The organism is Pyxidicoccus sp. MSG2 (genome assembly GCF_026626705.1).
Taxonomy (GTDB): Bacteria; Myxococcota; Myxococcia; order Myxococcales; family Myxococcaceae; genus Myxococcus.
In genome coordinates, this window is sequence record NZ_JAPNKC010000001.1 from 9,771,661 (window position 1) to 9,796,191 (window position 24,531).

Consider the following 24,531-nt stretch of genomic DNA (forward strand, 5'->3'; position numbering starts at 1 on the left):
GCCGGGCCTCACCGCCCCGCGCTGCGCATCCCGCCCGGCGCGTGGTGCAGCGGTGAGTCCATCTCCTGGCGCGTGCGGCGCCGGTCCGGCGTGTCGCGGGGCAGCTCCACGAAGGTGCACATCTCGCAGAGGCGGCTGTAGATGCGCTCACCCACGCGCTCGCGCAACAGCTCCGCCTCGCGCGCGGCGTTGCGCGAGTCCTCCGTCGTCCGGTAGCCCGTGGGCGCCGGGGCGCGCACGGCCTTCTTCTCCGGCTCCAGCGAGTAGTTCGTCGCGAACAGCGTGGTGCGGCCCGCGTTGTAGCGGCGGGCAATCAGCTCATCGAGCGTCTCCATCTCGAACGGGCTGCCGCGTCCCTTGCCCAGCTCGTCGATGGCCAGCACCTCCACGTCCGACAGCGGGCCGATGATTTCACCGCCGCTCTTGCCGTCCTGGAAGCCCCGCCGGATGGTGGCGTACAGCAGGGAAATCTCCACGTAGCGGGCCCGGACGCCGACTTCCAGCACCAGGTGCGCGAGCGTGGCCGCCATCAGGTGCGTCTTCCCGGTGCCCACCGGGCCGCTGAGGATGAAGCCCTTCGCGGGGCCTCCCTTCGCGTCCGTGCCGCCCTTCACGTACTGGTGACCGAAGTGCATGGCCACGCCGCGGCCCCGGTCCTGCGCCTCGTTGAAGGCCCGGTAGTTGTCGAAGCTCGCGTGCGACACGACGCCGGGCAGCCCCACGTCGTTGAAGAGGGACACGCGCCGCCGCCGCCGCGTGCACACGCACGGCTCCATCACCTCGTAGAGCCGGGGGCCCATCTTCTGGCTGAACACGCCTTCGCGCTCCACCAGCACGTGCCCGCGCCCGCCGCACACGGAGCAGCTCTCCGAGCACGCGCACACCCGCGCCATGGCCACATCCCCACGCCGCTCGAGCACGTAGGTCCGCCCACCGCACACCCCACACGCCTCGCCCGTCGCCTTCGCACCCATGTCGCGCATTGCCATAACAGAGCCTCCCCGCGCCCGTCAGCCAACTGAACAGGTGTCCAGTCAGGCGTTCCCCTCACACTTCCTTCATGCCCAACCGCCGCCGCACCGCCACCAACACCCGGAAGCGCCGTGACACCCGCCGCGCCCGCGCCGACATCACCTGCTGCTCCGCTCCCGCCTCCGTGACTTCGCGCCACAGCGCGCGCCGCTCGAAGAAGGGCAGGGCCCGCAGCAGCATGAGGAAGGCCAGCGTCTCCTGCGCATCCATGGCCGCGGGCTCGGTGGGCACGTGCGAGAGCACCGTCACCATCACCCGCCGCACGCGAGGCGCCAGCGCCTCTTCCCGCCCCGACAGGTCGTCCAGCGCCGCGCACAGGCGCGCGTGTCGGGTCTCCTCCCACGTGCGGGCCTTCTTCCGGCGCGCCTGGGGCTCCTCCGCGCCCGCGCCCGCCGCCAGCGCGCGGTACTTCTTGATCTCCGCGTCCACCTGCCGCCGGCATGAGCGCAGCGAGCGCAGCACCGGCTCTCCGGGCCGCGCGTCCCACAGCGCCTTCTCCGCCGAGCGGGCAATGCCTCGCGCCACCACTTCGAAGGGAACGCCTTCCCGGGCCCAGGTCGTCAAAAGCTCCGTGTCCAGCGCGGACAGCATCAACCCCGCGCCGCGCACCGCGAGGAAGTAGTCCTGCACCAGCTCCTCGAAGCTGGCGCTCTCGGGGAGCAGACTCATGATCCGACACGTACTCCAGGACAGGGCAGCCGAGCAGCCGGCCGACTGCTCCCCCATACCCGCTGGGTCCGACAAGGCAACTCCCGCGTCGCCTTTTTCACAGCGCTTCTGGAAGATTTCCGGCGTGCTTTCCACACGGCCAGCAGCCGGCCAGTCATGGTTGACCCGCTGCGGCCAAACCGCGCATAGTGAGCCTCCCCGAATGGAAATTCCCGAAGATTCCCGGATACTTGCCGAGCAGGCAAGCTACCGGGGACGCCGGTCCCCCTCCCCTAGGAAGACCATGCGCCGTTCGCTACTCGTCTGCCTCGTGCTCCTGGCCACGGCGTCCGCCGCCCAGGAAAAGAAAGCCACGCGCGATGCCGATCTCGGCCGGAAGTCCGCCACCGCGGTGGACAAGTCCCTGGCCGGTGACATCACCCGTGAAAAGAAGAAGGAGGAGGTCGCACCCGCGCTCCAGTACGACCAGTTCCGGCTGGGCGTGGAGCTGCAGGTGGCCTCCAAGCGCCGCGAGCAGATCCAGTCGCTGAAGAAGATCATCTCCCTGTCGCCGGATCAGAAGGAGGTCCCCAGCCTCCTGTTCCGCCTGGGCGAGTTCTACTGGGAGGAGTCGAAGTTCTACTTCTTCGAGGCCAACCGGAAGGACGACGAGCTCATCAAGGCGATGAACCGCAACGACGCCATGGGCCAGCAGCGCGCCAAGGCGGAGAAGGCGGAGCTCACCGCGAAGCAGAAGGAGTACGGCAAGCTCGCCGTCGAGCAGTACACGAAGATCGTCCAGGAGCACCCGAAGTTCGAGCGCACCGACGAGGTGCTCTTCTTCCTCGGCCAGTACCTCATGGAGGAGGGCCAGGAGCGCAAGGCGCTCGTGGCCTTCAAGCGGCTGGTGGAGAAGTATCCCCAGTCCAAGTACATCCCCGACGCCTACCTGGCGTTCGGCGAGTACTACTTCAACAACTCCAAGGGAAAGCGCCCGGAGCTGGAGAAGGCGCTCGTGGCCTACAAGAAGGCCGCCGAGTTCCCCGAGAGCCAGGTGTACGCCTTCGCCCTCTACAAGCAGGGCTGGTGTCACTACAACATGGGCGACTACGAGGGCGCCAAGGACAAGTTCAAGACGGTGGTGCTCTACGGCGAGCTGGCCGGCGCCAGCGCGGTGGAGAAGGACGGCGGCAAGAGCGGCAAGAGCTCGCTGGTGCGCGAGGCGCGCACCGACTACGTGCGCGCGTACGCGAACCAGGGTGACGTGGCCCAGGCCCGCGCGGAATTCGGCAAGGTGGCCACCAACCCCGACGACCGCTTCACGATGCTGAAGCAGCTCGCGAACCTCTATTACGGGGACGGCAAGGACCGCGAGGCGGCGATCACCTTCAACGGCCTCATCAAGGAGAAGCCGCTGTCGCCCGAGGCGCCCGGCTTCCAGGGGAAGATCGTCGACTGCGTCCTCCGCATGGGCAACAAGGAGCGCACCGTGGCCCAGGTGCGCCGGCTCGTGAAGATCATGAAGGAGGTCGAGTCCTCCGGCGTCATCAAGGACGACAAGGACAAGAAGCTCCTGGCGGAGGCGAAGGAGCTCTCCGAGCGCACGCTGTCCAACCTCGCCGTCACCTGGCACAACGAGGGCAAGAAGACGCGCAACGAGGAGACGTTCAAGTACGCGGACGCCGTGTACAGCGACTACCTCACGCTCTTCCCGGAGAACCCCAAGGCGTACGACCTGCGCTTCTTCTGGGCGGAGCTCCTCAACGACAACCTGCAGAACTACGACAAGGCCGCCGCCAACTACACGCTCGTCGTCCTCCAGGACGCGAAGGTGCTGGAGGCCAAGGACGACAAGGGCAAGGCGAAGCCGGGCAAGCCGGGCAAGTGGCTGCAGAACGCCGCCTACAACGCGGTGCTCGCCTACGACGAAGTGGTGAAGGCCGGCGAGGCGCGCGGCGAGGACAAGAGCGTGGCGGGCTCGGACATCACCAAGAAGGCCACCATCCCCCCGCTGAAGAAGGCGCTGCTCGACGCGTGCGAGCGCTACCTCAAGTACGTGCCCAAGGGCGACAAGCGGGTGGAGATCGCCTTCAAGGCGGCCAACATCTACTACCGCCACAACCACTTCGACGAGGCGGTGCTGCGCTTCAGCGAAATCGCGCTGGGCTACCCCGAGTACAAGTTCGAGAACGGCGAGCGCGCTTCGGAAATCGCCGCCAACCTCATCCTCGACTCGTACAACCTGCTGCAGGACTTCTCGAAGGTGAACGAGTGGGCGCGGCGCTTCTACGCCAACGACAAGCTGGCGGTGGGCAAGTTCCGCGAGGACCTGGCCAAGATCATCGAGCAGTCGTCCTTCAAGCTCGTCAGCCAGCTGGAGGAGAAGAAGGAGTTCCAGAAGGCGGCCGAGGCGTACCTCGCCTTCGTGAAGGACTTCCCGCAGACGGAGATCGCCGACCTGGCGCTCTACAACGCGTCCGTCGACTACTACAAGGCGAAGCAGCTGGATAAGACCATCGAGGTCCGCAAGAGCCTGTTCGCGAAGTACCCGCGGTCCAAGTACGTGCCGGACTCCATCTACGCCAACGCGGAGGCGCTGGAGGCCATCGGCGACTTCGAGGACGCGGCGGCCACCTACGAGGCCTACGTGCGCGGCTACGAGCGCAGCGTGTCGGAGAAGGGCGCCGGCAAGGCGCGCGGCAAGAAGGGCGGCGACGAGAAGCCCGCCGTCCCGCAGAAGTGGGAGGAGTCGAAGGCGCAGGTGGCGCTGTTCAACGCCTCCACGTACCGCGCGGGGCTGGGCCAGACGAAGGCGGCGCTGAAGAACCGCGAGCACTACCTGGAGCTGTGGCCCAAGGCGAAGGACGCGGATGAGATCCGCCTGTCCATCATCGACCTGACGGGCAAGGCCGGCGGTGGCATGCGCGCCATCAAGATGCTGGAAGAGTACGAGCGCGACAACATGCGCTCGGCCAGCAAGTTCCTCACGGCCGAGGGGCGCATCATCGACCTCTACAAGAAGATGGGGAAGTCGCGGGACGTGTCGCGCATGTACAAGCGCGTCTACGAGCACTTCGACCAGCTGCCCCGCCGCGTGCAGACGACGCTGGAGAAGCCGGCGCTGGCCACCTCCGCGCAGGCGCAGTTCCTCTCCGTGGACCTGGACTGGCAGGAGTACAAGCGGCTGAAGCTGTACTGGGGCGCGCCGCCGTCGCCGGACCGCTTCCGCGCCAGCATCCAGGACAAGAGCAAGGCGCTGCAGGTGGTGGAGAAGAAGTACGTGCAGACGGTGGCCCTGGGCGCGCCCGAGTCCGCCATCTGCGCGCTCAATCGCATCGGCCTCGCGTATGACCACTTCGCCGACCGCGTCATCAACGCGCCCATGCCGCGCGGGCTGGACGAGGAGGCGCAGCAGGCCCTGCGCGACGAGTTCGCCAACCAGGCCCAGCCGCTGAAGGACAAGGCCACCGAGGCCTTCGCCGCCACGGTGAGCAAGAGCCGCGAGCTGGACGTGTACAACGACTGCGCCGCGGAGAGTCTGAAGATGCTGCGCACCACCTACGCGCCGGACCGCTTCCCGGACATGCCGGAGGAGAAGGTGGCGCTCAAGGGCCGCGAGCACCTCATCGGGGGTGACTTGCTGGCCGCCATCCAGGACGTGCCCCCGCCGGCCCCCAAGGCCGCCGCGGAGTCGCAGAAGGCCAAGGCGGCGGAGCTGAACGAGGACCTCACGGACCTCACCGCGCAGCTGCGCTCGCAGACAGAGACCCAGGTGGACTCCAAGCCCGCCGCCTCCAAGGACGGGGCCGCGCCCACGAAGCAGGGCACGGCTGACGAGGAGCCGGAGGACTTCCTCTAATGAACCGGACGATGACTCACACCATGCGCCTGTTCCCCCTTCTGGTCGCCACGTCGCTCGTGGCCGCCGGCTGCACGGCCTCCAAGGCCACCGGCCCCACCCCGCCGGTGAAGTCCCCCACGGCGCAGACGCCCGGCAAGGAGCCGGCGCCCCCGCCCATCTCCAACACGGCCAAGGCCCGCTTCGAGGACGCCGTGAAGGCGTTCGACGCGCAGAAGAAGGCGAAGGCGTTCGACTACCCGACGCTGGAGCGCAAGTTCAAGCTGGCGCTGGAGTCCGACACGAACTTCGCCGAGGCCCACTACAACCTCGGTGTCATCGCCGAGCGCCAGGGCAAGAATGACGAGGCCCGCGCGCAGTACAAGCAGGCCCTCGCCAAGAAGCCCTCGCTGCGCCAGGCCGCGGAGAACCTGGCCGTCATGGAGCAGAACGGCGGCAACGTGGCCGGCGCGGTGGCCCTCTACCAGGAGGTGCTGCAGCGCTACCCGGACGACGCCCAGTCCCGCGCCCGCCTGGCGGAGATCTACCGGCAGCAGGGAGACCACGACAAGGCGATGGAGCTGTCCCGCGGCGCGCTGATGCGCGATCCGCAGTCCACCACCGCGCTGAAGGTGATGATTCGCAGCTACCTGGACCGCAAGCAGCTGGCCATGGCGAAGCTGGTGGCGCTGCGTGGCGTGAAGCTGGACGCAACGGACCCGGAGCTGCACCACGCCGTGGGCCTCATCCTCCTCAAGGAAGGGGACAAGGACGAGGCGCGGCTGTCCTTCAAGAAGGCGCTGGAGGTGCGTGACGACTACGTGCCCTCGCACGTGGCCATGGCGCAGCTGTCCCTGGAGTCGGAGGACTACACCGGCGCCGAGGAGCACCTGCGCCGCGTCCTCCAGGCGGACGGGAAGAACGCCACCGCGCACCTCAACCTGGGCGTCGCGTACAAGGGCCAGGGCCAGTTCGACAAGGCCATGCAGGAGTACGACGAGGCGGAGAAGCTGGACCCCGAGCTCGCGGCGGTGAGCCTCAACCGCGCCATCATCCTCCACAAGGTGAAGGACGCCCCCGAGCGCGCCGTGGAGCTGTACAAGAAGTACATCGCCATGGCCGGCGGCGACGTGGCCCTGTCCGCCGAGTCGCCCGTGTTCGGGCTGCTGCGCGAGGCGGAGGCCATCGTCAACGCCAAGCGCGAGGCGAAGCACGCCGAGGACCAGGCGAAGCAGATGGAGGAGCTGCAGAAGAAGCAGCAGGCCCAGATGCAGGCCGCGGACAAGCAGGCCGCCCCGGCCCCGCAGCCCGCGGGCACCGTGACGCCCGCCTCCGCCACCGGTACCTCCCCGCAGGCCACGCCCGCCGGCGGTACCGTCACCCCGGCCCCCGCGCCCGCCCCCGAGGCGGCCCCGGCGGGTGGGGCGACTGAAAAGAAGAATGCAGGCACGGCGGATCCTTCGGAGCCCGAAGACGACCTGCTGTGAAACGTGCGACGTCCCCGGGTGCCTTCGCTGTGGCGGGGCCTCGGGGGAAGATGCGAACCTTGGGCGTCCCCTCCAAAGGGGGACGCGCGGTAGGACGGGCCCGGTAGAGGCCCTCGTGGGAGGCAGTGATGCGGAAGGCTCTGATGCTGTGCGCGGTCCTTGCTGTGGCTCCGGCCTTCGCCCAGGACGAGGGCAACAAGTCCCAGGGCGGTGGGAGTGGAGAGGGCAATGTGCGCTACTCCAAGACCACGAACATCGACTTCGAGGACGACACCATCGAAGGCGACCTCACGAAGCCCGATGGCGAGTACATCGAGGCGCGCGACAAGGTGAAGCACTCGAACCTCATCCGCATCCGCGAGGACTTCGAGGACAAGGTGATGCAGTCCGTGGGGGAGCTGTAGGCGGCGTCAGCGCTCCATCGGGAACCCGGCGGAGCGAGCGTTGTCTGTAGCCAATACCCACCCTACGCAGGAGCCCTCATGGCCGTTCCTCTGACACTCAAGGTCTTCAAGGGCGACTCGCTGGTCGCCTCCAAGGACTACGAGCGCGACATCATCAAGATTGGCCGTCTCTCTTCCGCGCACCTGTGCCTGGAGGACGAGAAGGTCAGCCGAATCCACTCCGTCATCGAGGTCGCCACCGACGGCGCCATGTCCATCATCGACATGGGCAGCGTCGAGGGCACGTACGTCAACGGCAAGCGCGTCAACAAGGGGCAGCTGACCTTCGGTGACGAGATCCGCGTGGGTGGCACCACCATCCGCCTGGAGAACCCGGCCGCGGTGGCGGCCGCCAACCTGGCCGTGGCCGTGGCCGGCACGGACGAGACGACCGAGAAGAACCCCGTGCTGGGCGCCCAGACGCCGGCCGTGGGCCTGGCGCAGGCCGCGGCGGCCGTGCCTCCCGCAGCGGCGGCCACGGGCGCGCTGGACGCGTCGTTCGCCGCCACGCAGCAGAACGCGGTGGCGCCCGCCGCCGAGCCCGTGCCCGTCGCTGTCGCCGCGCCCGCTGCTCCGGCGGTCGAGGCCGCGCCGCGCGTGCGCACCGTGCGCAAGTCGAAGTCCAATGGCCCCATGGGCGTGGGACTGCGCTTCGCGTGGGGTGACCAGCGCGTGGGCGAGTTCTTCATCCCGCCGGGGGCGAAGCGCGCGTTCACCGTGGGCAGCGCCTCGGACGTGGACTTCATCATGGGCGACGCGAAGCTGGGCGCCCCCAAGTTCGAGGTGCTGCGCGCCGACGGGCAGTCCTTCTCCGTGCGCTTCACGGGCAAGATGAAGGGCGAGCTGACCCGCAAGGGCGACACGAAGGACCTCAAGGAGGTCATCGAGTCCGGCAAGGCCTCGCACGAGGGTGACGCGTACACGGTGACGCTGGACGCGGAGGACTTCCTCTGGGTGGACCTGGGCGGCGTCACGCTCGAGGCCGCCTTCCAGCCGGTGCCCAAGCGCGTGGTGGCGCCGATTGGCGAGTCGCTGGACTACACGGCGCTCAACATCTTCCTGGTGATGTTCTTCGCGGCGACCGCGTTCGTCATCACCGCCATGAACCGCCCCGGCGACGACGACATGTACGCGGACGAGCTGTCCGCGGACAACGCCCGCATCGCCAAGCTCATCATCAAGCCCCCCGAGGCCCAGAAGAACAAGTTCCTCGAGCGCCTCAACCAGCAGAAGGAGGCGAAGAAGAGCGGCGAGATGGCCGCCAAGAGCCGCGGCGAAGAAGGGCAGATGGGCAAGAAGGACGCGGCCAAGACGAACAACCGCACCGCACCCAAGGGCGACCCGAGCAAGAAGGACGAGGCCCGCGCGCTGACGGCCAAGATTTTCGGCTCCGGCAAGGGCGGCATCTCCACCGTCTTCGGCAAGAATGGCCTGGGCGGCGACCTGAAGAGCGCCATGGGCAACATGTTCGGCGCCAAGGCGGGTGACTCGGGCGGCTTCGGCGGCCTGGGCCTGCGCGGTGGCGGCGGTGGCGGCGGCGGCACGGGTGACTCCGTCGGCATCGGCGCCGTCGGCACCAAGGGCCGTGGCGGCGGTACCGGCACCTACGGCAACGGCGTGGGCGTGCTGGGAGGCAAGCAGAGCGTGGACGTGGGCATCACCTCGTCCGAGCCGGAGGTCATGGGCTCGCTGGACAAGGAGCTCATCCGCAAGGTCATCCAGATGAACCGCGGGCAGATCCGCTACTGCTACGAGAGCCTGCTCAACCGCTTCCCGAAGCTGGGCGGCAAGGTGTCCGTGAAGTTCGTCATCACCGGCACCGGCTCGGTGGCGTCGTCCTCGGTGGCCCAGTCCACCGCGGGCAACGCGGAGCTGGAGACGTGCGTGGCGGGCCGCGTGCGCACCTGGAAGTTCCCCGAGCCGAAGGGTGGCGGCGTGGTGGTCGTCACCTATCCGTTCATCTTCAAGCAGGCCGGCGAGTAACGCCGGGCTGTTTCCCTGCTGCGCGGGCGGACCTGAAGCCGGGCCGCCCGCGCTGTTTCCAAGGGCTCCCGTCCCCCACGGGAGTCGCGCTAACGTCAGGACCGCATGAAAGCCCTCGCCCCCCTTGCCCTGTGCGCCTCGTTCGTCCTTCCCCTGGCCGCGAGCGCCCAGCAGTCCGCCCCCGCCAACGGGGACCGCCCCGCCGTCACCTTCGATGAAATCGAGCGGGGCCTGTACTTCGCGGTGATGGGTGGCCCGTTGTTCCTCACCAACCCGCCGGCCCCCGAGGGCACTCCGCGGCCGTTCTCCGCGGGCCCCATGGCGCAGGTGGAGGTGGGCGTGGACCTGGGCGAGCGCCTCTCCCTGGGCGTGTTCATCATGGGCTCCAGCATCCGGACGAGCGCCGAGTACGTCGGCAACTCGGGCGGTGCGGTGTCCGGTGACTTCTCGTCGATGGTGCCCGGCGTGGCCCTGCGTGCGCGCCTGCTGGGCCTGGCGGACAGCCAGGAAACGAAGCGCACGTGGTTCTACCTCCGCGCCGGCGGAGGCCTCGCGATGTTCTCGCCGAAGCGTCTCCTTCCTGATTCCGACATTCTTGTGTTTGCCGGGCCCGGAGTGGAGTACTACACAAGGCTGCGCCACTTTTCCGTGGGGCTCGAGGTAACGGGGAACTATCTCGTTAACGGAGGCTCCTTCGGGTTCGCGGTGGCGCCGAACATTCGCTACGCGTTCTAGCGGGAGAAAGACGTGCCTCAGGAGAATGGAAGCGGTGGGCCGCGCCCCGGTGGGCGTGGTCGTGACGGGGGTGCGCCGGGCCAGGGTCCGCGCCGTGATGGCCCGGGAGGCGGTGGTTTTGGCGGCGGCGGCTTCGGCGGCGGCCGTGGTGGCCCCGGCGGTCCTGGCGGTCGAGACGGAGGCCGCGGGCGCGGTGATGGCCGTGGTCGCAGAGACCGCGATGAGGGTCCGGTCGGTCCCGGCCAGCGCGTCATCGCCGAGCTGAGCACCCTGGAGAAGGCGCTCTCGAAGACGGACTTCACGGCGGAGAAGGGGCCGCTGCAGGCCATCGTCCGCTCGCTGCGGCCCATGCGCCTGAAGTCCCTGGAGGATCTGGACCTCAACACGCGTGGCCGCCTCATCACCACGCTGTTGCGCGTGCAGCGCCAGCCGAAGCCGCCCGCCCCCGAGGCGTCGGCTGCTCCGGCGGAAGGTGCCGCACCGGCGGAGGCTCCGGCCGAGGCTGCTGCTCCCGTCGAGGGAGAGGCCGCTGCTCCGGCCGAGGGTGCCGCTCCCGCCGAGGGAGAGGCTGCTGCTCCGGCCGAGGCCGCCGCACCCGCGGCGCCCGCGGTGGACCCGGCGAAGGAGAAGTTCGACGCCTGGACGGACGTCATGTTCCTGGTGGGCCAGGCCTGGCGTGCGGCGGGTGACCGTGAGCGCGCCGAGTCGGCCTTCAGCGCCAGCGGCCGCCAGCCCGGCCCGGAGACCGAGGAGCCCGCTGCGGCGCCCCGGTCCGAGGAGCGTCCTCCTCGCGGCGACCGTCCCGAGCGGGGCGAGCGTCGTGAGCGCGGAGAGCGTGGGGCCCGTCCCGAGCGGGGCGAGCGTCCCGAGCGCGCCGCGCGTCCGGAGCGTCCGCCCCGGGGCGAGCGTCCCGAGCGCGGCCCCCGTCCGGAGCGTCCCGAGCGGGGCGAGCGTCCGCTGCCCGAGCTGACGGGCGACTGGCAGGAGCAGGTGAAGCAGTTGGAGGCCATGGGTCGCACGCGCGACGCGGGCCGCCTGCACGAGCGCAACAACTCGTTCGCCGAGGCCGCGCGCCTGTTCGAGCAGGGTGGGGACCTCAAGAGCGCCCTGCGCAACGCCCTGGCCGGTGGCAACAACGACATCGCGCGCCGGCTGGTGGGCACGCTGCCCCCGGACCAGCTCGCTCCCACGCTGGAGAAGGCCGGCGCCTACGAGCTCCTCATGGAGCACTACGTGGGCAAGGGCGACTTCGAGAACGTGGCCCGGCTGTACGAGCGCGCGCGCCAGTTCGACCAGGCGGCGCTCGCCTACGAGCGTGCCGGAAAGCTCACCCTGGCGCGCAAGTCGTACGAGCGCTCCCGGGACATGGCCAGCGCCAACCGCATCCGCGGGCTCGAGGTGAAGAGCCTGGTGGAGCGCGGTGACAGGCTCGGCGCCGCCACGCTGCTGGCGGCCGTGGGGCAGCGCCGCGAGGCCGTGGAGGTGCTCAGCCCGCTGCCTCCGCCCAAGGCCTTCCACTTCATGCAGCGCCTGAAGCTGGACGACGAGGCGAAGGAGCTGGCCCAGAAGGAACTGGCCCGCGCCGAGGCGGAGCAGAAGCCGGCGGGCCGCGCCCGGTGGCTGGAGCTGCTCGGCGACACCGCCGCCGCCGCCGAGGCCTGGGAGGGCGCCGGCCGCAAGGACAAGGCGCTTCCTCTGCACGAGAAGCTCGGCAACCTCACGCGCGCCGCCGCGCTCGCGGAGGAGCTGCAGCAGCGCGACAAGGCCGTCGCCCTCTACACGCAGATGGGCGACACCGCCGGTGTGGAGCGGGCCAAGGCCCTTCCGGAAGCGCCGGCCGTGGCTCCGGCTCCCGCCTCTGACGCGGCGGACGGTGGAGAGGGCGGAGAGGGCGGCGAGACTCCTCCGGCCGCTCCCTCGGCTGAGTAGCAAGAAAGCCAATAAATCCCGCCGTTTGGCGGGTTTTGCATGATTGCTCGGGGGCGCTTGTGACCGGTAGAGTTCCGGTCGCTGGCGCCCCCGCTGCGTTCCATTTCCATTCCCAAGGCCCGCCTCCCCATGCAACAGCCCACGCCTCCGCGTCCCACGCTGCGTGTGTCCGATGACCGGACCTTCGTCGAAGCCGAAGCCTCTCTCGAGAAGGCCGGCCGTGTGGAAGAGCTGATCCGCCTCTACGAGGGGCGCTCGCGGGACGTCCCCGCGGACGAGGCCGTGCGCCTGCTGTGTCGTGCGGCGGAGCTGGCCCACGAGCGGCAACGCAACGCGCCTCGCGCGGAGGAGCTGCTCAAGCGCGCGCTGCTGGTCGCGAAGGACCCACTGCCGGCCCTGCGCGGACTGAAGCGGCTGCACGAGTCGCGGCAGGACGCGGCGGCGCTGGCGGACGTGCTGGAGCGGCTGGGCGCCGCCACGCAGGGCGAGGAGGGCGCGGGCCACTACCTCAAGGCCGCGGACCTCTACGAGCAGAAGCTCTTCCGCCGGGACAGGGCGGTGTTGTGCCTGCAGCGGGCGGCGCGGGCGAAGCCGGACCGGGCCGTCTTCCGGCGCGTGCGCCAGCTGCTGCTGTCCGAGCAGCTCTTCCAGCCGGGCTTCGAGGCGCTGGAGCGCGAGCGCGAGGCGCTGGGCGACGCGGGCATGGCCGAGGAGTACGCGGCGCTCGCGGAGCGACTGGTGGACGACCCCACCGAGCACGCGCTGGCGCAGCGGGTGGTGGACGTGGCTCGGGCGCTGGAGCCGCAGAACGCGCGCGTGGAGAAGGTGGCTCGTGCGCTGCAACGCTTCGAGCAGACGTGGCGCGACCGCGTGCGGATGCTGCGCAGCATGTCGCTGGAGGAGCGCGACAGGAAGAGCGCGGCCCGGCTGTCGCTGCTCGTGGCGAAGCTGTTCGCCTGGTACGACCCGGGCGCGGCCGGCAAGGTGAAGGAGGCGCTGGACCGGTGCTTCCTGCTGTGGCCGGGCATGCCGGAAGGGCTCGCGCTGATTGAGAAGCTGGCCGAGCGTGCCGGCGGTGACTTCGCTCCGGCGATTGCGCAGATTGAGGCGATGGCGGGCGAGGTGAAGGACCGCGCCGCGCAGGTGGACCTGTGGCTGCGCGTGGGCACGCTGCGCCTGGGCAAGCTGAATGACGGGGACGGGGCGCTCGGGGCCTTCGAGAAGGCCGTGGCGGCGGACCCGTCCCGCGCGGACGCGGCGAGCCTCACCGCCGAGCTGCTGCTGGAGAAGGGCCGCGCCACGGACGCGGTGGCGGTGATGGAGCGCTACCTCGTCACGGTGAAGGACAAGACGGCGCAGGCCGCCATGCGCCTGCGCCTGGCGGAGCTGTGCCTGACGCAGCTGAAGGACGCGGCGGCGGCGCGCACGCACCTGGAGGCGGCGCTGAAGCTGGACGCCACGCAGGCGCTGGCGGCCTTCCAACTGGCGCGGCTGCTGGCCGAGGACGACGAGCTGGAGGCGGTGGTGCCGCTGCTGGACCTGGCGCTGCTGGCCCCGCGTCCGCGCTCGGAGCGGGTGGCCTTCTGCGAGGCGCTCGCGCTGATGTTCGAGGAGAAGGACGACGCGCGCGGCGCCTTCGAGGTGCTGGCGCGGGCGCTGGAGCTGGACCCGGGGCGGCCGCTGCTGCTCGGCTCGGTGGTGGAGCACGCGGAGAAGGCCCAGGCCCAGCCCGCGCTGGCCCTGGCGCTGCAACGCGCGGCGCAGGCGGCCCCGGTCGCCGAGGTGGCGGCGCAGCTGTGGCGCCAGCTGGCGCAGCTGCTCCAGGGCCCGCTGGCGGACCCGTCGCGCGCGGAGGCCGCGTGGCGAGAGGTGCTGGCGCGCGTGCCCGGTGATTCGGCGGCGGCGGAGGCGGTGAAGTCACTGCAGTCGGCCGCGGCGCTCGCGGACGACCCGACGGCCCGCCTGGAGGCGGAGGTGTCCCGCCGCGAGGCGGCCGGCACCGCGCCCGAGGAAATGGAGCCGCTGGTGCGGCAGTTGGTGCAGCTTGCCCCGGAGGACCCGGCGGCGGTGCAGCGGCTGCAGTCCCTGTGCGTGGCGCTGTCCAAATTCGACGAGGCGGCGGCGCTGGCCGGCCGGCTGGCGGCGCTCGCGGAGACGCAGCTCGAGCGCAACGAGTGGATGGCCCGGCAGGCCAAGCTGTACGCGGAGCGGCTGGGCCGGCAGGAGGACGCGTCGGACCTCTTCCTGGGGCTGCTGGCGGAGAACGTCTCCACCGGCGTGGTGGTGGGCGGCCTGGAGCGGCTGGCGGCGGCGGGCGTGCGCACGGTGGAAATCGCCGAGGCGCTGGCGGCGCACTACGGCCGCCACGGCGACCACCAGCGGCAGGTGGCCGCGCTCCAGCAGCAGCTGGAGGCCACGACGGAAGCGGCCACACGCAAGCGCCTCTTCGCGCTCCTGGCCAGCATCCACGAGAAGCAGCTCGCCGACAGCCGTGCCGCCTTCGACGTGCGGGTGCGTGCGCTGCGTGAGGACCCGAAGGACGAGAGCGGCCGCTCGGAAGGCCTGCGTCTGGCACGTGACTTGTCCGCCCACGCCGAGCTGGGCCGCGTGCTGCGCACGCTGGCCTCCGAGTCCGATGATTTGACGCTGGCGGTGTCGCTGCTCACCGAGGCCGCGACGCTGACGGAAGAGGGTGGGCTGGCGGCGGAGGCGATTGCCGCGCTGGAGGCGGCGGTGGGCCGCGCGCCGGAGTCGAACGCGGTGCTGCAGCGGCTCGTGAAGCTGTACGGGCGCGCGGGCAGGTCCGCGGACGCGGAAGGACTGCTGCGCAAGCGCATCCAGGGCGCGCGCGGGCCGGAGAAGCTGCAACTGCTGCTGCAGCTCGTGGACCTCAACGTGGAGCTGGGCCGCCCGGCGCAGGCCGCCGAGGCGCTCCAGGGAGCACTGTCCCATGGCGCGGAGGAGGGGCGGCACCTGCCGCGCCTCTCCGAGCTGTACGAGAAGGCCGGCCGCACGCGCGAGCTGGGCGACACGCTGGCGCGGATGATTGCCCTGGCGGAGTCGGCCGGTGAGGCGGACAAGGTGTCGCGGTTGAAGCTGCGCCGCGCGCAGTTGCTGCAGGGCTCGCAGGACGGCAGCGCGGAGGCGGTGCAGAGCTACGCGGACATCCTCACCCAGCGCCCCACGGACCCGGATGCGCTGGCCGCGCTGGAGGCCATGCTCGCCTCCGGCCCGGCGCGCGAGGCGGCGGCGCGCGTGCTGGTGCCCGCCTTCGAGCGCACCAAGGAGCACCGCAAGCTGGTGGCCACGCTCGACGTGCTGGCCGAGGTGGCGAAGGACGACTCGGCGCGGGTGCAGGCGCTGCGGCACGCGGCCCAGGTGCACCTGGCGCACCTGCGGCAGCCGGAGCTGGCCTTCGCGGCCCTGGCGCGCGCGCTGCGGCTCGCCCCCGGTGACGCGGGCCTGCGCTCCACGGCGCGGCAGGCGGCGGAGGACGCGGACTCGCTGGACAGCTACGCGGAGATTCTCGGCGAGCTGGCGGAGGAGGGCGACGTCGGCCCCGCGCGGCTGGCGCTGCTGCGCGAGCTGGCCGAGGTGCAGGAGAAGAAGCTGGACGACAAGGCCGGCGCGGTGAAGGCGCTGCGCGCGCTGCTGGCCCTGGAGCCTGGCAACCTGGACAGTCTGCGCTCCCTGCAGCGGTTGCACCGTGCGGGCGAGGAGTGGGCGGCGCTGGCCGAGGTGCTGGAGAAGCTGGCCGCGGTCACGGCGGAGCCCGCCGAGCAGATGGTGTTCCTGCGCGAGGCCGCGCTGCTGCACGAGACGAAGCTCACCGACAAGGAGAGCGCCGCCGCCGCATGGCGCGCGATTGCCGAGAGAGACCCGGCGAACCGTGAGGCCGCGGCCACGCTGGACCGGCTCTACACCGAGGGCGAGCGGAGCGAGGACCTTGCCTGGGTGCTGGCGCTGCGCCGCAACCAGGAGGGCCAGAGCCCGCAGGGGCGCGAGGTGTCCTTCCGCCTGGCGGAGCTGAAGCGCACGGTGCTGGATGACGCCAACGCCGCGCTGGGCCTCTACAAGCGCATCCTCGCGGAGGACCCGGGCCACCCGGGCGCGCGCGCCGCGCTGGAGGCGTGGGTGAAGGCGGCAGTGCCCGCGAGCGGCGCGGCACTCGAAGTGCTGGACCCGGTGCTGTCCCAGGTGGGCGACCACGCCAGCCGCGTGGCGCTGCGCGAGGCGCGGATGGAGTCCGCCCTCACGGTGGAGAAGATCCTCCTCGCCGGAGAGGTGCGCCGCATCTACGAGCGCGACATGCACCAGCCCTCGCTGGCCTTCATGTCCGCGGTGAAGTCCTTCGCGCAGGGGCTGGACCGGGACGGCGTGCGGCCGGACCTGGAGCGGCTCGCTCGCGAGACGGGCTCGCATGAGGTGCTGGCGGAAATCTACGAGACGGCGGCGGTGGAGCTGACCTCCGGGGACCCGGCGGCAATCGAGCTGCTGCGGCGGGCCGCGGAGCTGCGCGAGTCGCTGGACCAGCCGGAGGAGGCCGCGCGCCTGTGGAAGAACCTGCTGGCGGATGCGCCACAGGACCGGCAGGCGCTGGAGGCCCTCTCGCGCCTGTACGAGAAGGGGCAGAACGCGAAGAGCCTCTCCGAGGTGTATGCGCGCCAGGCGCAGCTCTCCACCGTCCCGGAGGAGCGCGTGGGCCTGCTGCTCAAGGCCGGCGAGGCGTACGCCAACGCGGGCGACGACGCGAAGGCCGTCGAGACCTACCGTTCGGCCCTGGCGCTGCGGAAGGTGCCCGAGGGGCTGCTCGCGCTGGAGAAGCTGTACGCGAAGGCGCGGCGCTTCGCGGAGCAGGCGGACGTGCTGGACCAGCTCGCGGACGGCGCGGTGGACGACAACGCGCGCCGGGCCTGGCTGCTCAAGCGCGCGCAGTTGCTCGAGAAGGAAGTGGGCCCCGCCGAGTCGCTGCCGGTGTACCGCCGGCTGCTGGAGCTGGCGCCCGGGGACGGCCAGGTGGTGGCCGGCCTGGAGCGACTGATGGCGCACGACGGCCCGCGCGTGGAAGCGGCGCGCCTGCTGGAGCCCGTCTACCGCAGCCTCAACGACACGCGGAAGCTGGTGGAGGTGCTGGAGGTGCTGCTGCCCGGCGTGGCGCCGGAGCGGCGGCTGGAGCACGTCCAGGAGATTGCCACCCTGCGCGAGGCGCTGGGACAGACGTCGCTCGCCTTCGTCGCGCGCCTGCGGGCCTTCAACGAGTTCCCCCACGAGGCCGCCGTCCGGGACGAGCTGGAGCGGCTCGCCGCGGACTCCGGCTCCTTCGAGGAGGTGGCCGGGGCGTACGAGGACCAGCTGGAGCGCGACACGCAGGAGCCGCTGGCCGGCGACCTGTGGCGGCGCCTGGCGGGCATCTACGACAACCGCCTCAAGCGCTATGACCTCGCGGTCCGCGCGCTGGAGGAGGTGAGCCGGAGGGACCCCAAGAACAAGTCCGTGCTGGAGTCCATCGCCCGCGTGCACCGCCGCACCGGCGCGCACCGCGAGCTGGCGCTGGTCATGCGCCGGCAGGTGGCGGCGGAGACCAACGCGTCCACGCAGGTGAACCTGCTCTTCGAGCTGGCGCACCTGGCGGAGGAGACGCTCGCGGACAAGTCGCTGGCGGCGCAGGCGTACCGGGAAGTCCTCGTGCTGCGGCCGGAGAACGGCAACGCGCTGAAGCTGCTGGGCCGCGTGCTGGCGGAGATGGAGCGCTGGCCGGAGCTGGCGCAGCACATCGAGCGCGAAATCCAGCTCGCGGACGCGCGCGGCGCCCTGGAAGAGGCGTCCGATTTGCGCGTGCGCCTGGGCCGCCTCAAGGTGTCGCGCCTGGACGACCCGCGCGGCGCGCTGGAGCTGTACCAGTCCGTGCTGGCGCACCGCGCCGGGCACGCGGGGGCGGTGGGCGCGCTGGAGGAGATGGCGCGCTCGGACAGCCCGCTGCGTGGCGCCGCGGCCAGCGCGCTGGAGCCCATCTTCGCCTCGGTGGGCAACCACCTGAAGCAGGTGGAGATGCTGGAGTCGCGCGCGTCGGCGGAGGCCGTGCCGCAGGAGCGCGCCGCGCTCTTGCGCCGCATCGCCGAAATCTACGCCGGGCCGCTGGAGAACCCGGAGATGGGCTTCGTGTCCGCCGCCCGCGCGTTGCGCGAGCTGCCGGACGACCTGCGCTCGCTCGAGCTGTGCGTGTCGCTGGTGGACAAGGCCGAGGCTCCCGAGGAGCTGTGCGCGGTCCTCTCCGAGGTGGCGACGAAGGCGTCAGACGCGTCCCGCGCCGAGCTGTACCGCGCGCTGGCCCGCCTCCAGACGGACCTGGGTGAGCAGGCCGAGGCGCTGACGGCCTGGAAGCGCGTGCTGGAGCTGCGGCCCACGGACACCGAGTCGCTGGATGCGACGGTGCGCCTGGTGGCCTCGCAGGGCAAGCCGACGGAGCTGCTGGAGGTGCTGCGCCGGCAGCTCGCCGTGGCGGAGGAGCCGGCGCGCCGCGCCGCGGTGCTCTTCCAGATTGGCACGCTGCAGGAGGAGCAGCTCAAGGACTCGCTGGGCGCGCTGGCCACCTTCCGCCGCCTGCTGGAGCTCAAGCCGGACGACGTGCCGACGCTGGAGCGCATGGAGGCGCTCTGCCAGAAGCAGGAGCGCTGGCCCGAGCTGGCCGATGCGCTGGCGAAGCGGATTGCCCTGCTTCCGCCCGAGTCCGGGCTGGAGCTGAAGTTCCGCCTGGCCACCGTGCGCGAGACGCGGCTGATGGACAAGACGGGCGCGCTGGCGCTGTACGGCGAGGTGCTCGCCGTGCAGGCCAACCACCCCGGTGCCGTGGCGCGCATGGAAGCCATCGTCACCCGCGAGCCGCAGAACCTGCTCGCGGTGGAGACGCTGCTGCGCGCGCTCCGCGCCGCCGGTGACGTGCCGCGGCTGGCGCAGGTGATTGAGACGCGCGTGGGCGTGTCCACCGACGCCTCCGAGCGCAAGACGTTGCTGGGCGAGCTGGCCACGCTGCGCGAGACGCAGGGTGAGTCCGAGCTGGCCTTCCTGGCCCTCTTCCGCGCGTTCAAGGAGGACCCCAACGACGGCCAGGTGCGCCTCCGGCTGGAGAACGCCACGGACGCCTCCGACAGCTACGACGAGCTGGTGGCGGCGTACGAGGAAGCCCTGCCGCGCGTGGCCGAGGCCGCGGACGCCGCGCAGGTGTGCCTCAAGCTGGGGCAGTTGCTGGAGACGAAGCTGCGGGACTCGGACCGCGCCGTTTCCTACTACGAGCGCGCGCGCACGCTGCACCCGGCGGTGCAGGACAAGGCGCTGGTGGCGTTGGACCGGCTGTACCTCCACCTGGAGGCGTGGCCGGAGCTGGCCGGTATCCTGGAGGCGCTGGTGACGGGGGCCACCGAGCCCGCGGACCGCGTGGGCTACCTCTTCCGCCTGGGGCAGCTCTACCAGGAGCGGCTGGACAGCCCGGACCGCGCGGCCGGTGCCTACGAGGCCATCCTCAAGCTGGAGCCGGCACACCTGGCGACGGCGCGACTGCTGGAGGGCATCTACGAGGGCGCCGGTGCGTCCGAGAAGCTCTACGCCATCCTGAAGCTGCAGGCCGACAAGGTGACGGGCGCCGAGCGCGACCGCGTGCTGGGGAAGATGGCGCAGGTGTCCGCCGAAGGGCTGTCGGACCTGGGCCGCTCCATCGACCTGTACCGCGAGCTGCTGGCGAAGAACTCGCGCAACGAGCAGGCCTTCGCCGCGCTGGAGTCCCTGTACGAGCGCGCGGACCGGCCGCAGGACCTCCGTGAGCTGCTGGAGGGCCGGCTCGCCGTGACGCTGGACCCGCGCGAGGTGGTGCGCCTCAACGAGCGGCTGGGCCGGGTGGTGTACCGCCTGCTGAAGAGGCCGGAAGAGGCGGTGCCGTACTTCAAGGCCGCGCTCGACAGGGACGCGCGCCACCGCGGAGTGCTGGACACGCTGCGCGAGCTGTATGACGAGACGGGCCAGAGCGAGGAGCTGGTGGGCGTGCTGCGCCGGCTCGTGCCCCTGCAGGAGAACAGCGAGGGCGTGAAGGCGCTGCGCCTGCGCCTGGCGGAAGTGCTGGCCGGCATGGGCCGTCGCGAGGAGGCGCTGGACGCCGCCCGCCGCGCGCTGGAGGTGGAGCCGCACCACGTGTCGGACCTGGAGCGCGTGTACGCGCTCTTCGTGTCCCTGCGCGCGTGGAACGACGCCGTGCGCGCGCTGGAGCTGAAGGTGCAGGTACACCTGGCGGCCGAGGAGCGCGAGCAGGCGGTGGCCGCGTACGTCGCGGTGGCGGACCTGTGGGAAGGGCAGGGCGGCAAGCCGGAGCAGGCCGCGGGCGCACTGGAGAAGGTGCTCGAGCTGGACCCGGCCAACCGCACCTCCTACGAGCGCGTGCGTGGGCTGTACCGGACGTACAACGACTGGCGCGCGTACGCCACGGTGATGGACCGCTACATGCCCCACCTCGTCACCGACGAGGAGAAGCTGGCCGCGCTGCGCGAGCTGGCGAAGGTGCAGGAGGAGCGGCTGGGGCAGAAGGACGTGGCCTTCCTCGCACTGTGCCGCGCGCTGCAGCTGGACGCGTCGGACGACACGCTGCGCGAAGAAGTGGAGCGCCTGGCGGACGAGACGGGCAGCCACGAGGAGCTGGCCGCCGTCTACGAGGAGGTGGCCGACGAGTTGCCCCGCGGTGCGCTCGCCGAGCGCCTCTACGCCACGCTCGCGCGCGTCCACGACACGCGGCTGGATGACCCGCAGGCCGCGGAGGGGGCGTTCCGGAAGATTCTCGAGTTCGACCCGACCAACGCCACCGCGCTGGACGGGCTGGCCGCCGTGTTCCAGCGGCGCGGGCGCGACAAGGAGTACGTCGTCGCGCTGGAGCAGAAGCTGGAGGCCGCGGGCTCGATTGAGCAACGCAAGGGCATCCTCAAGGAGATTGCCCGCGTCTGGGACGAGAAGCTGGAGGACCCGACCGAGTCCGCCAGCGCCCTCTTGCGCGCGCTGGAGCTGGAGCCGGACTCGGAGACGCTGGGCGTGCTCACCGCGCTGTACCGGCGGGGCCGCGCCTGGCCGGATGTGGCGTCCTCGCTGCTGCGTGCACGCGACCTGGCCGACACCGCCGAGGAGCGCGCGCGCATCCAGGTGGAGGTGGCCGGCGTCTACGAGCGCGACATCGGCGACGACGAGTCCGCGGTGTCCGCGTACCGGCAGGCGCTGGAGCTGGACCCCGTCAACCGCACGGCGCTGGAGGCGCTGGAGCGGCTGCACACGAAGCTGGACCAGCCGGCGGACCTGCTCGCCATCTACGAGCGGATGCTGGAGCTGAGCGAGGACTGGCGCGAGAAGGTCCGCGTCCTCTTCCGCAGCGCCACCATCTGGGAGGACAAGTACCAGAACCCGGCCAACGCGGACGTGTGCGTGGAGGGTGTGCTCTCCATCGACCCGCAGAACGTCCAGGCCATCAAGTCGCTCATCCGCCTGCGCCGCACGCAGGGGCGCTGGGAGGACCTCATCTCCGCGTACGAGCGGCAGCTCTCGCTGGCCACCAGCGTGCAGGAGCAGGCCGAGCTCTACGTGGACATCGGCAACGTCCAGTACCAGCAGCTCAAGGCGCTGGACCGCGCGGTGAACAACTACCACTCGGCGCTCGCGGCGGACCCCGAATGCCGCCCGGCGCTGCACGCGCTGGGCAATCTGTACGAGCGCAGCGGCAACTGGCCCTTCGCGCTGGAGATGCTGTCGAAGGAAGCGGAGCTCGCCGGTCAGACGCCGAACGCGGTGGAGCTGTACTACCGCCTCGGGAAGATCAACGAGGACATGCTGATGGACTCCGGCAGCGCGCGGAACGCCTACCAGCACGCCCTCGCGATTGACGCGGGCCACCTGCCCAGCATCCGCGCCCTCAAGGGCATCCAGGAGCAGGAGAAGGACTGGAGCGGCTACGAGCAGACGCTGCGCCAGGAGGCGGAGCAGACCGAGGACCCCGCCGCCAAGGGCCGCGCGCTGCTGGACGTGGCGCGCTACCACGCGGAGACGCGCGAGGACCGCGAGACGGCCACCCGCTACTGGCAGGAGACCCTCAAGCACATCCCCGACAGCCTGGAGGCCGCGCGCCCCCTGTCCGATGTCTACATCGCCCGTGAGGACTGGGCGTCCGCAGAGAGGATGCTGGACATCGTCACGCGGAAGATGGCGGAGAAGGCGATGGTGGAGAAGGACGCGGTCAGCGCCGCGGACCTCTGCCGCCAGCTCTACCGCCTGGGCTACGTGGCGGAGAAGCTGGGCCGTCGCGACAAGGCCCTGAGCTGCTACGAGAAGGCCTACGAGCTGGACGCCACCTACCTGCCCGCGCTGGAGGGCTACGGCAACCTGCTCGTGCAGACGCGCCGCTACGAGGGCGCGCTCAAGGTCTTCCAGACCATCCTCATCCACCACCGCGAGGAGCTGACGGACCTGGAGGTGGTGGAGGTCTACTGGCAGATTGGCGACATCCACGCCGCGCTCGGCCAGGCGGACCGCGCGCAGAACCACTTCGAGAAGGCGCTGGCCATCGACCCGGGCCACGAGCCGACGCTGCGCGCGCTGGTGACGTTGATGGACAAGGCGGGCCAGTACGAGAAGTCCGCCGAGCTGCGCCAGCAGCTGGTGGGCGTGCTGGAGGGCGAGCCGAAGGCGAAGGTGGCGCTGGAGCTGGGCCGCATCGCCCGGGACGAGCTGCACGACCCGTACATGGCCATCGACGCCTTCACCACGTCGCTCAAGGCGGAGCCGGACGTGCCGGAAGTCATGGACCAGCTCTACGTGCTGCTGCGCGAGACGCGTCAGGGCCAGAAGGCCGCGGACGTGCTGGCGCGGATGCTCTCGCTGAACTCGCTGGCCATCGAGCCGCACAAGGCCAAGCGCGTCTGGTTCGCGCTGGGCGAGCTGCGCCGCGACGACTTGAAGGACATCGAGGGCGCCACCCAGGCCTTCAACGCGGCCCTGGATTTGGACCCGCGCTTCGTGGAGGCCTTCAGCGCGCTGGAGGCGATGCTCGGCGCGGCGCGCCAGTGGAAGCCGCTGGAGGAGAACTACACGAAGATGCTGGGCCGGCTGCCCAAGACGCCGGAGACGCACGGGGCGCGCATGGCGCTGTGGCGCGCGCTGGGCGACTTGTACCTCCAGGTGCTCAAGCACCCGGAGGGCGCGGTGGCCGCCTACGGCGTGGCCGCCAAGGGCCTGCCGGACGACGCGACGGTGCAGGAGACCTTCGCGGACATCGCCGGGCAGCTGCCGGGCCGCGAGGACGAGGCCATTGCCGCGCTCCGCCGCGCGCTGCCCCACACGACGGACCCGCGCAAGGTGTGCGGCCAGCTGGTGCGCCTGTCCGCGATGCGCAAGGACTACGACGGCGCGTGGCTGGCGGCCCAGGCCGTCGCGGGCCTGTTGGGCGAGGCGGGGGAGGACGAGCAGGAAATCCTCACCAAGCTGGGGCCCTACGCGAAGAAGAAGGAGTCGCAGGAGCCGCGGCCGCTGAACGACCAGCTCTGGCACAACCACCTCTTCCACCCGAAGGCGCGCGGTCCGCTGGCCGAGCTGATGGGCCTGCTCTTCGCGAAGACGGGCCACCTGTACGCGGTGCCCTTCCCGCAGTACCAGCTGGTGCCCAAGAAGCACCGCATCGACGTGGCCAGCGCGCAGGAGTACCACGTGCACCACTACCGGTACGTGGCGCGCATGCTGGGCATGGACGCGGTGGAGCTGTACTCGCCCTTCCTCGTGGCCACGCGCGAGCGCATGGCGAAGCGCTCCAACGAGCCGGCCCCCGAGCCGCTCATCAACACGGAGCTCTTGCAGACGCACCCGGCCAGCGTGCGCGTGGGCGGCAAGTACTTCGCGGAGCAGGGCCAGAAGGAGGTGTACTACCTCCTGGGCCGCACCCTGGCGCTGGCGCGTCCGGAGCTGGCCTTCAGCCAGCGCGTGGCGGTGGAGCGGCTGGAGGCCATCCTCCAGGCGGCCCTGAGCCTCGTGGTGGGCAATGTGCGCATCGCCGAGGCCCAGCACCTGGTGGACCCGGAGCGGCGGTTCCTGGAGAAGAGCCTCAGCGAGCCGGACCGCGCGGCGCTGGCGAAGGCCGCGCGCGCCTGGCTGCCCACGGCCACCCCGCACGCGGTGCGCCAGTACCTGGAGGGCGCGGAGCTGACGGCCGCGCGCGCCGGCCTCTTCGCCGCCGGGGAGATGGAGCCCGTCCGCCGCATGGTCCAGGGCGAGACGGGGTCCGCCTTCCGCGTCCCCGTGCGCACCAAGCTGCGGGAGTTGCTCGTGTTCGCGACCTCGGAAGACCTGCACGAGCTGCGCGTCGCCGTGGGCACCCACGTGGAGGTGCAGGTGCGCAAGTAGCGACAGAACCCGGAGAAGGGTTCACGCG

At 71.1% G+C, this 24,531-nt stretch carries 9 protein-coding genes; 7 read left to right on the top strand and 2 right to left on the bottom strand.

Annotated elements, in window-relative coordinates; all coding sequences use genetic code 11:
* Nucleotides 1-8: 8 nt before the first annotated feature.
* Nucleotides 9-989, bottom strand: coding sequence for an ATP-binding protein (locus OV427_RS38370; RefSeq protein ID WP_267861188.1), 981 nt, complete (start codon nt 987-989; stop codon nt 9-11).
* Nucleotides 990-1,047: 58 nt separating this feature from the next.
* Complete coding sequence (locus OV427_RS38375; protein WP_267861189.1) at nt 1,048-1,701, bottom strand: hypothetical protein; 654 nt, start codon at nt 1,699-1,701, stop codon at nt 1,048-1,050.
* 283 nt (nt 1,702-1,984) lie between these two features.
* Between OV427_RS38375 and OV427_RS38380 the strand changes: the two genes are divergently transcribed.
* The 7 genes from OV427_RS38380 (at nt 1,985) to OV427_RS38410 (ending at nt 24,503) form a co-directional block, all read left to right on the top strand.
* Nucleotides 1,985-5,539, top strand: coding sequence for a tetratricopeptide repeat protein (locus OV427_RS38380; protein WP_267861190.1), 3,555 nt, complete (start codon nt 1,985-1,987; stop codon nt 5,537-5,539).
* Nucleotides 5,539-7,005, top strand: coding sequence for an adventurous gliding motility TPR repeat lipoprotein GltE (gene gltE, locus OV427_RS38385; RefSeq protein WP_267861191.1), 1,467 nt, complete (start codon nt 5,539-5,541; stop codon nt 7,003-7,005). Before OV427_RS38380 ends, gltE begins: the two co-directional genes overlap by 1 nt.
* A gap of 128 nt (nt 7,006-7,133) precedes the next feature.
* Entirely contained in the window at nt 7,134-7,409 is a 276-nt protein-coding gene (gene cglF / locus OV427_RS38390) for an adventurous gliding motility protein CglF (RefSeq protein ID WP_163998542.1), read from the top strand.
* Nucleotides 7,410-7,487: 78 nt separating this feature from the next.
* The gene (gene gltG, locus OV427_RS38395; RefSeq protein ID WP_267861192.1) at nt 7,488-9,431 is read left to right on the top strand and encodes an adventurous gliding motility protein GltG; all 1,944 of its coding nucleotides are present in this window, start codon (nt 7,488-7,490) and stop codon (nt 9,429-9,431) included.
* A 105-nt stretch (nt 9,432-9,536) separates the two neighbouring features.
* Nucleotides 9,537-10,166, top strand: a complete 630-nt coding sequence (gene cglE, locus OV427_RS38400; RefSeq protein WP_267861193.1) for an adventurous gliding motility protein CglE — start codon at nt 9,537-9,539, stop codon at nt 10,164-10,166.
* Between the two features lie 12 nt (nt 10,167-10,178).
* Nucleotides 10,179-12,095 carry a DEAD/DEAH box helicase gene (locus tag OV427_RS38405; RefSeq protein WP_267861194.1) on the top strand — a complete coding sequence of 639 codons (1,917 nt, stop codon included), beginning with the start codon at nt 10,179-10,181 and terminating at the stop codon, nt 12,093-12,095.
* 129 nt (nt 12,096-12,224) lie between these two features.
* Entirely contained in the window at nt 12,225-24,503 is a 12,279-nt protein-coding gene (locus OV427_RS38410; RefSeq protein ID WP_267861195.1) for a tetratricopeptide repeat protein, read from the top strand.
* Nucleotides 24,504-24,531 lie beyond the last annotated feature (28 nt).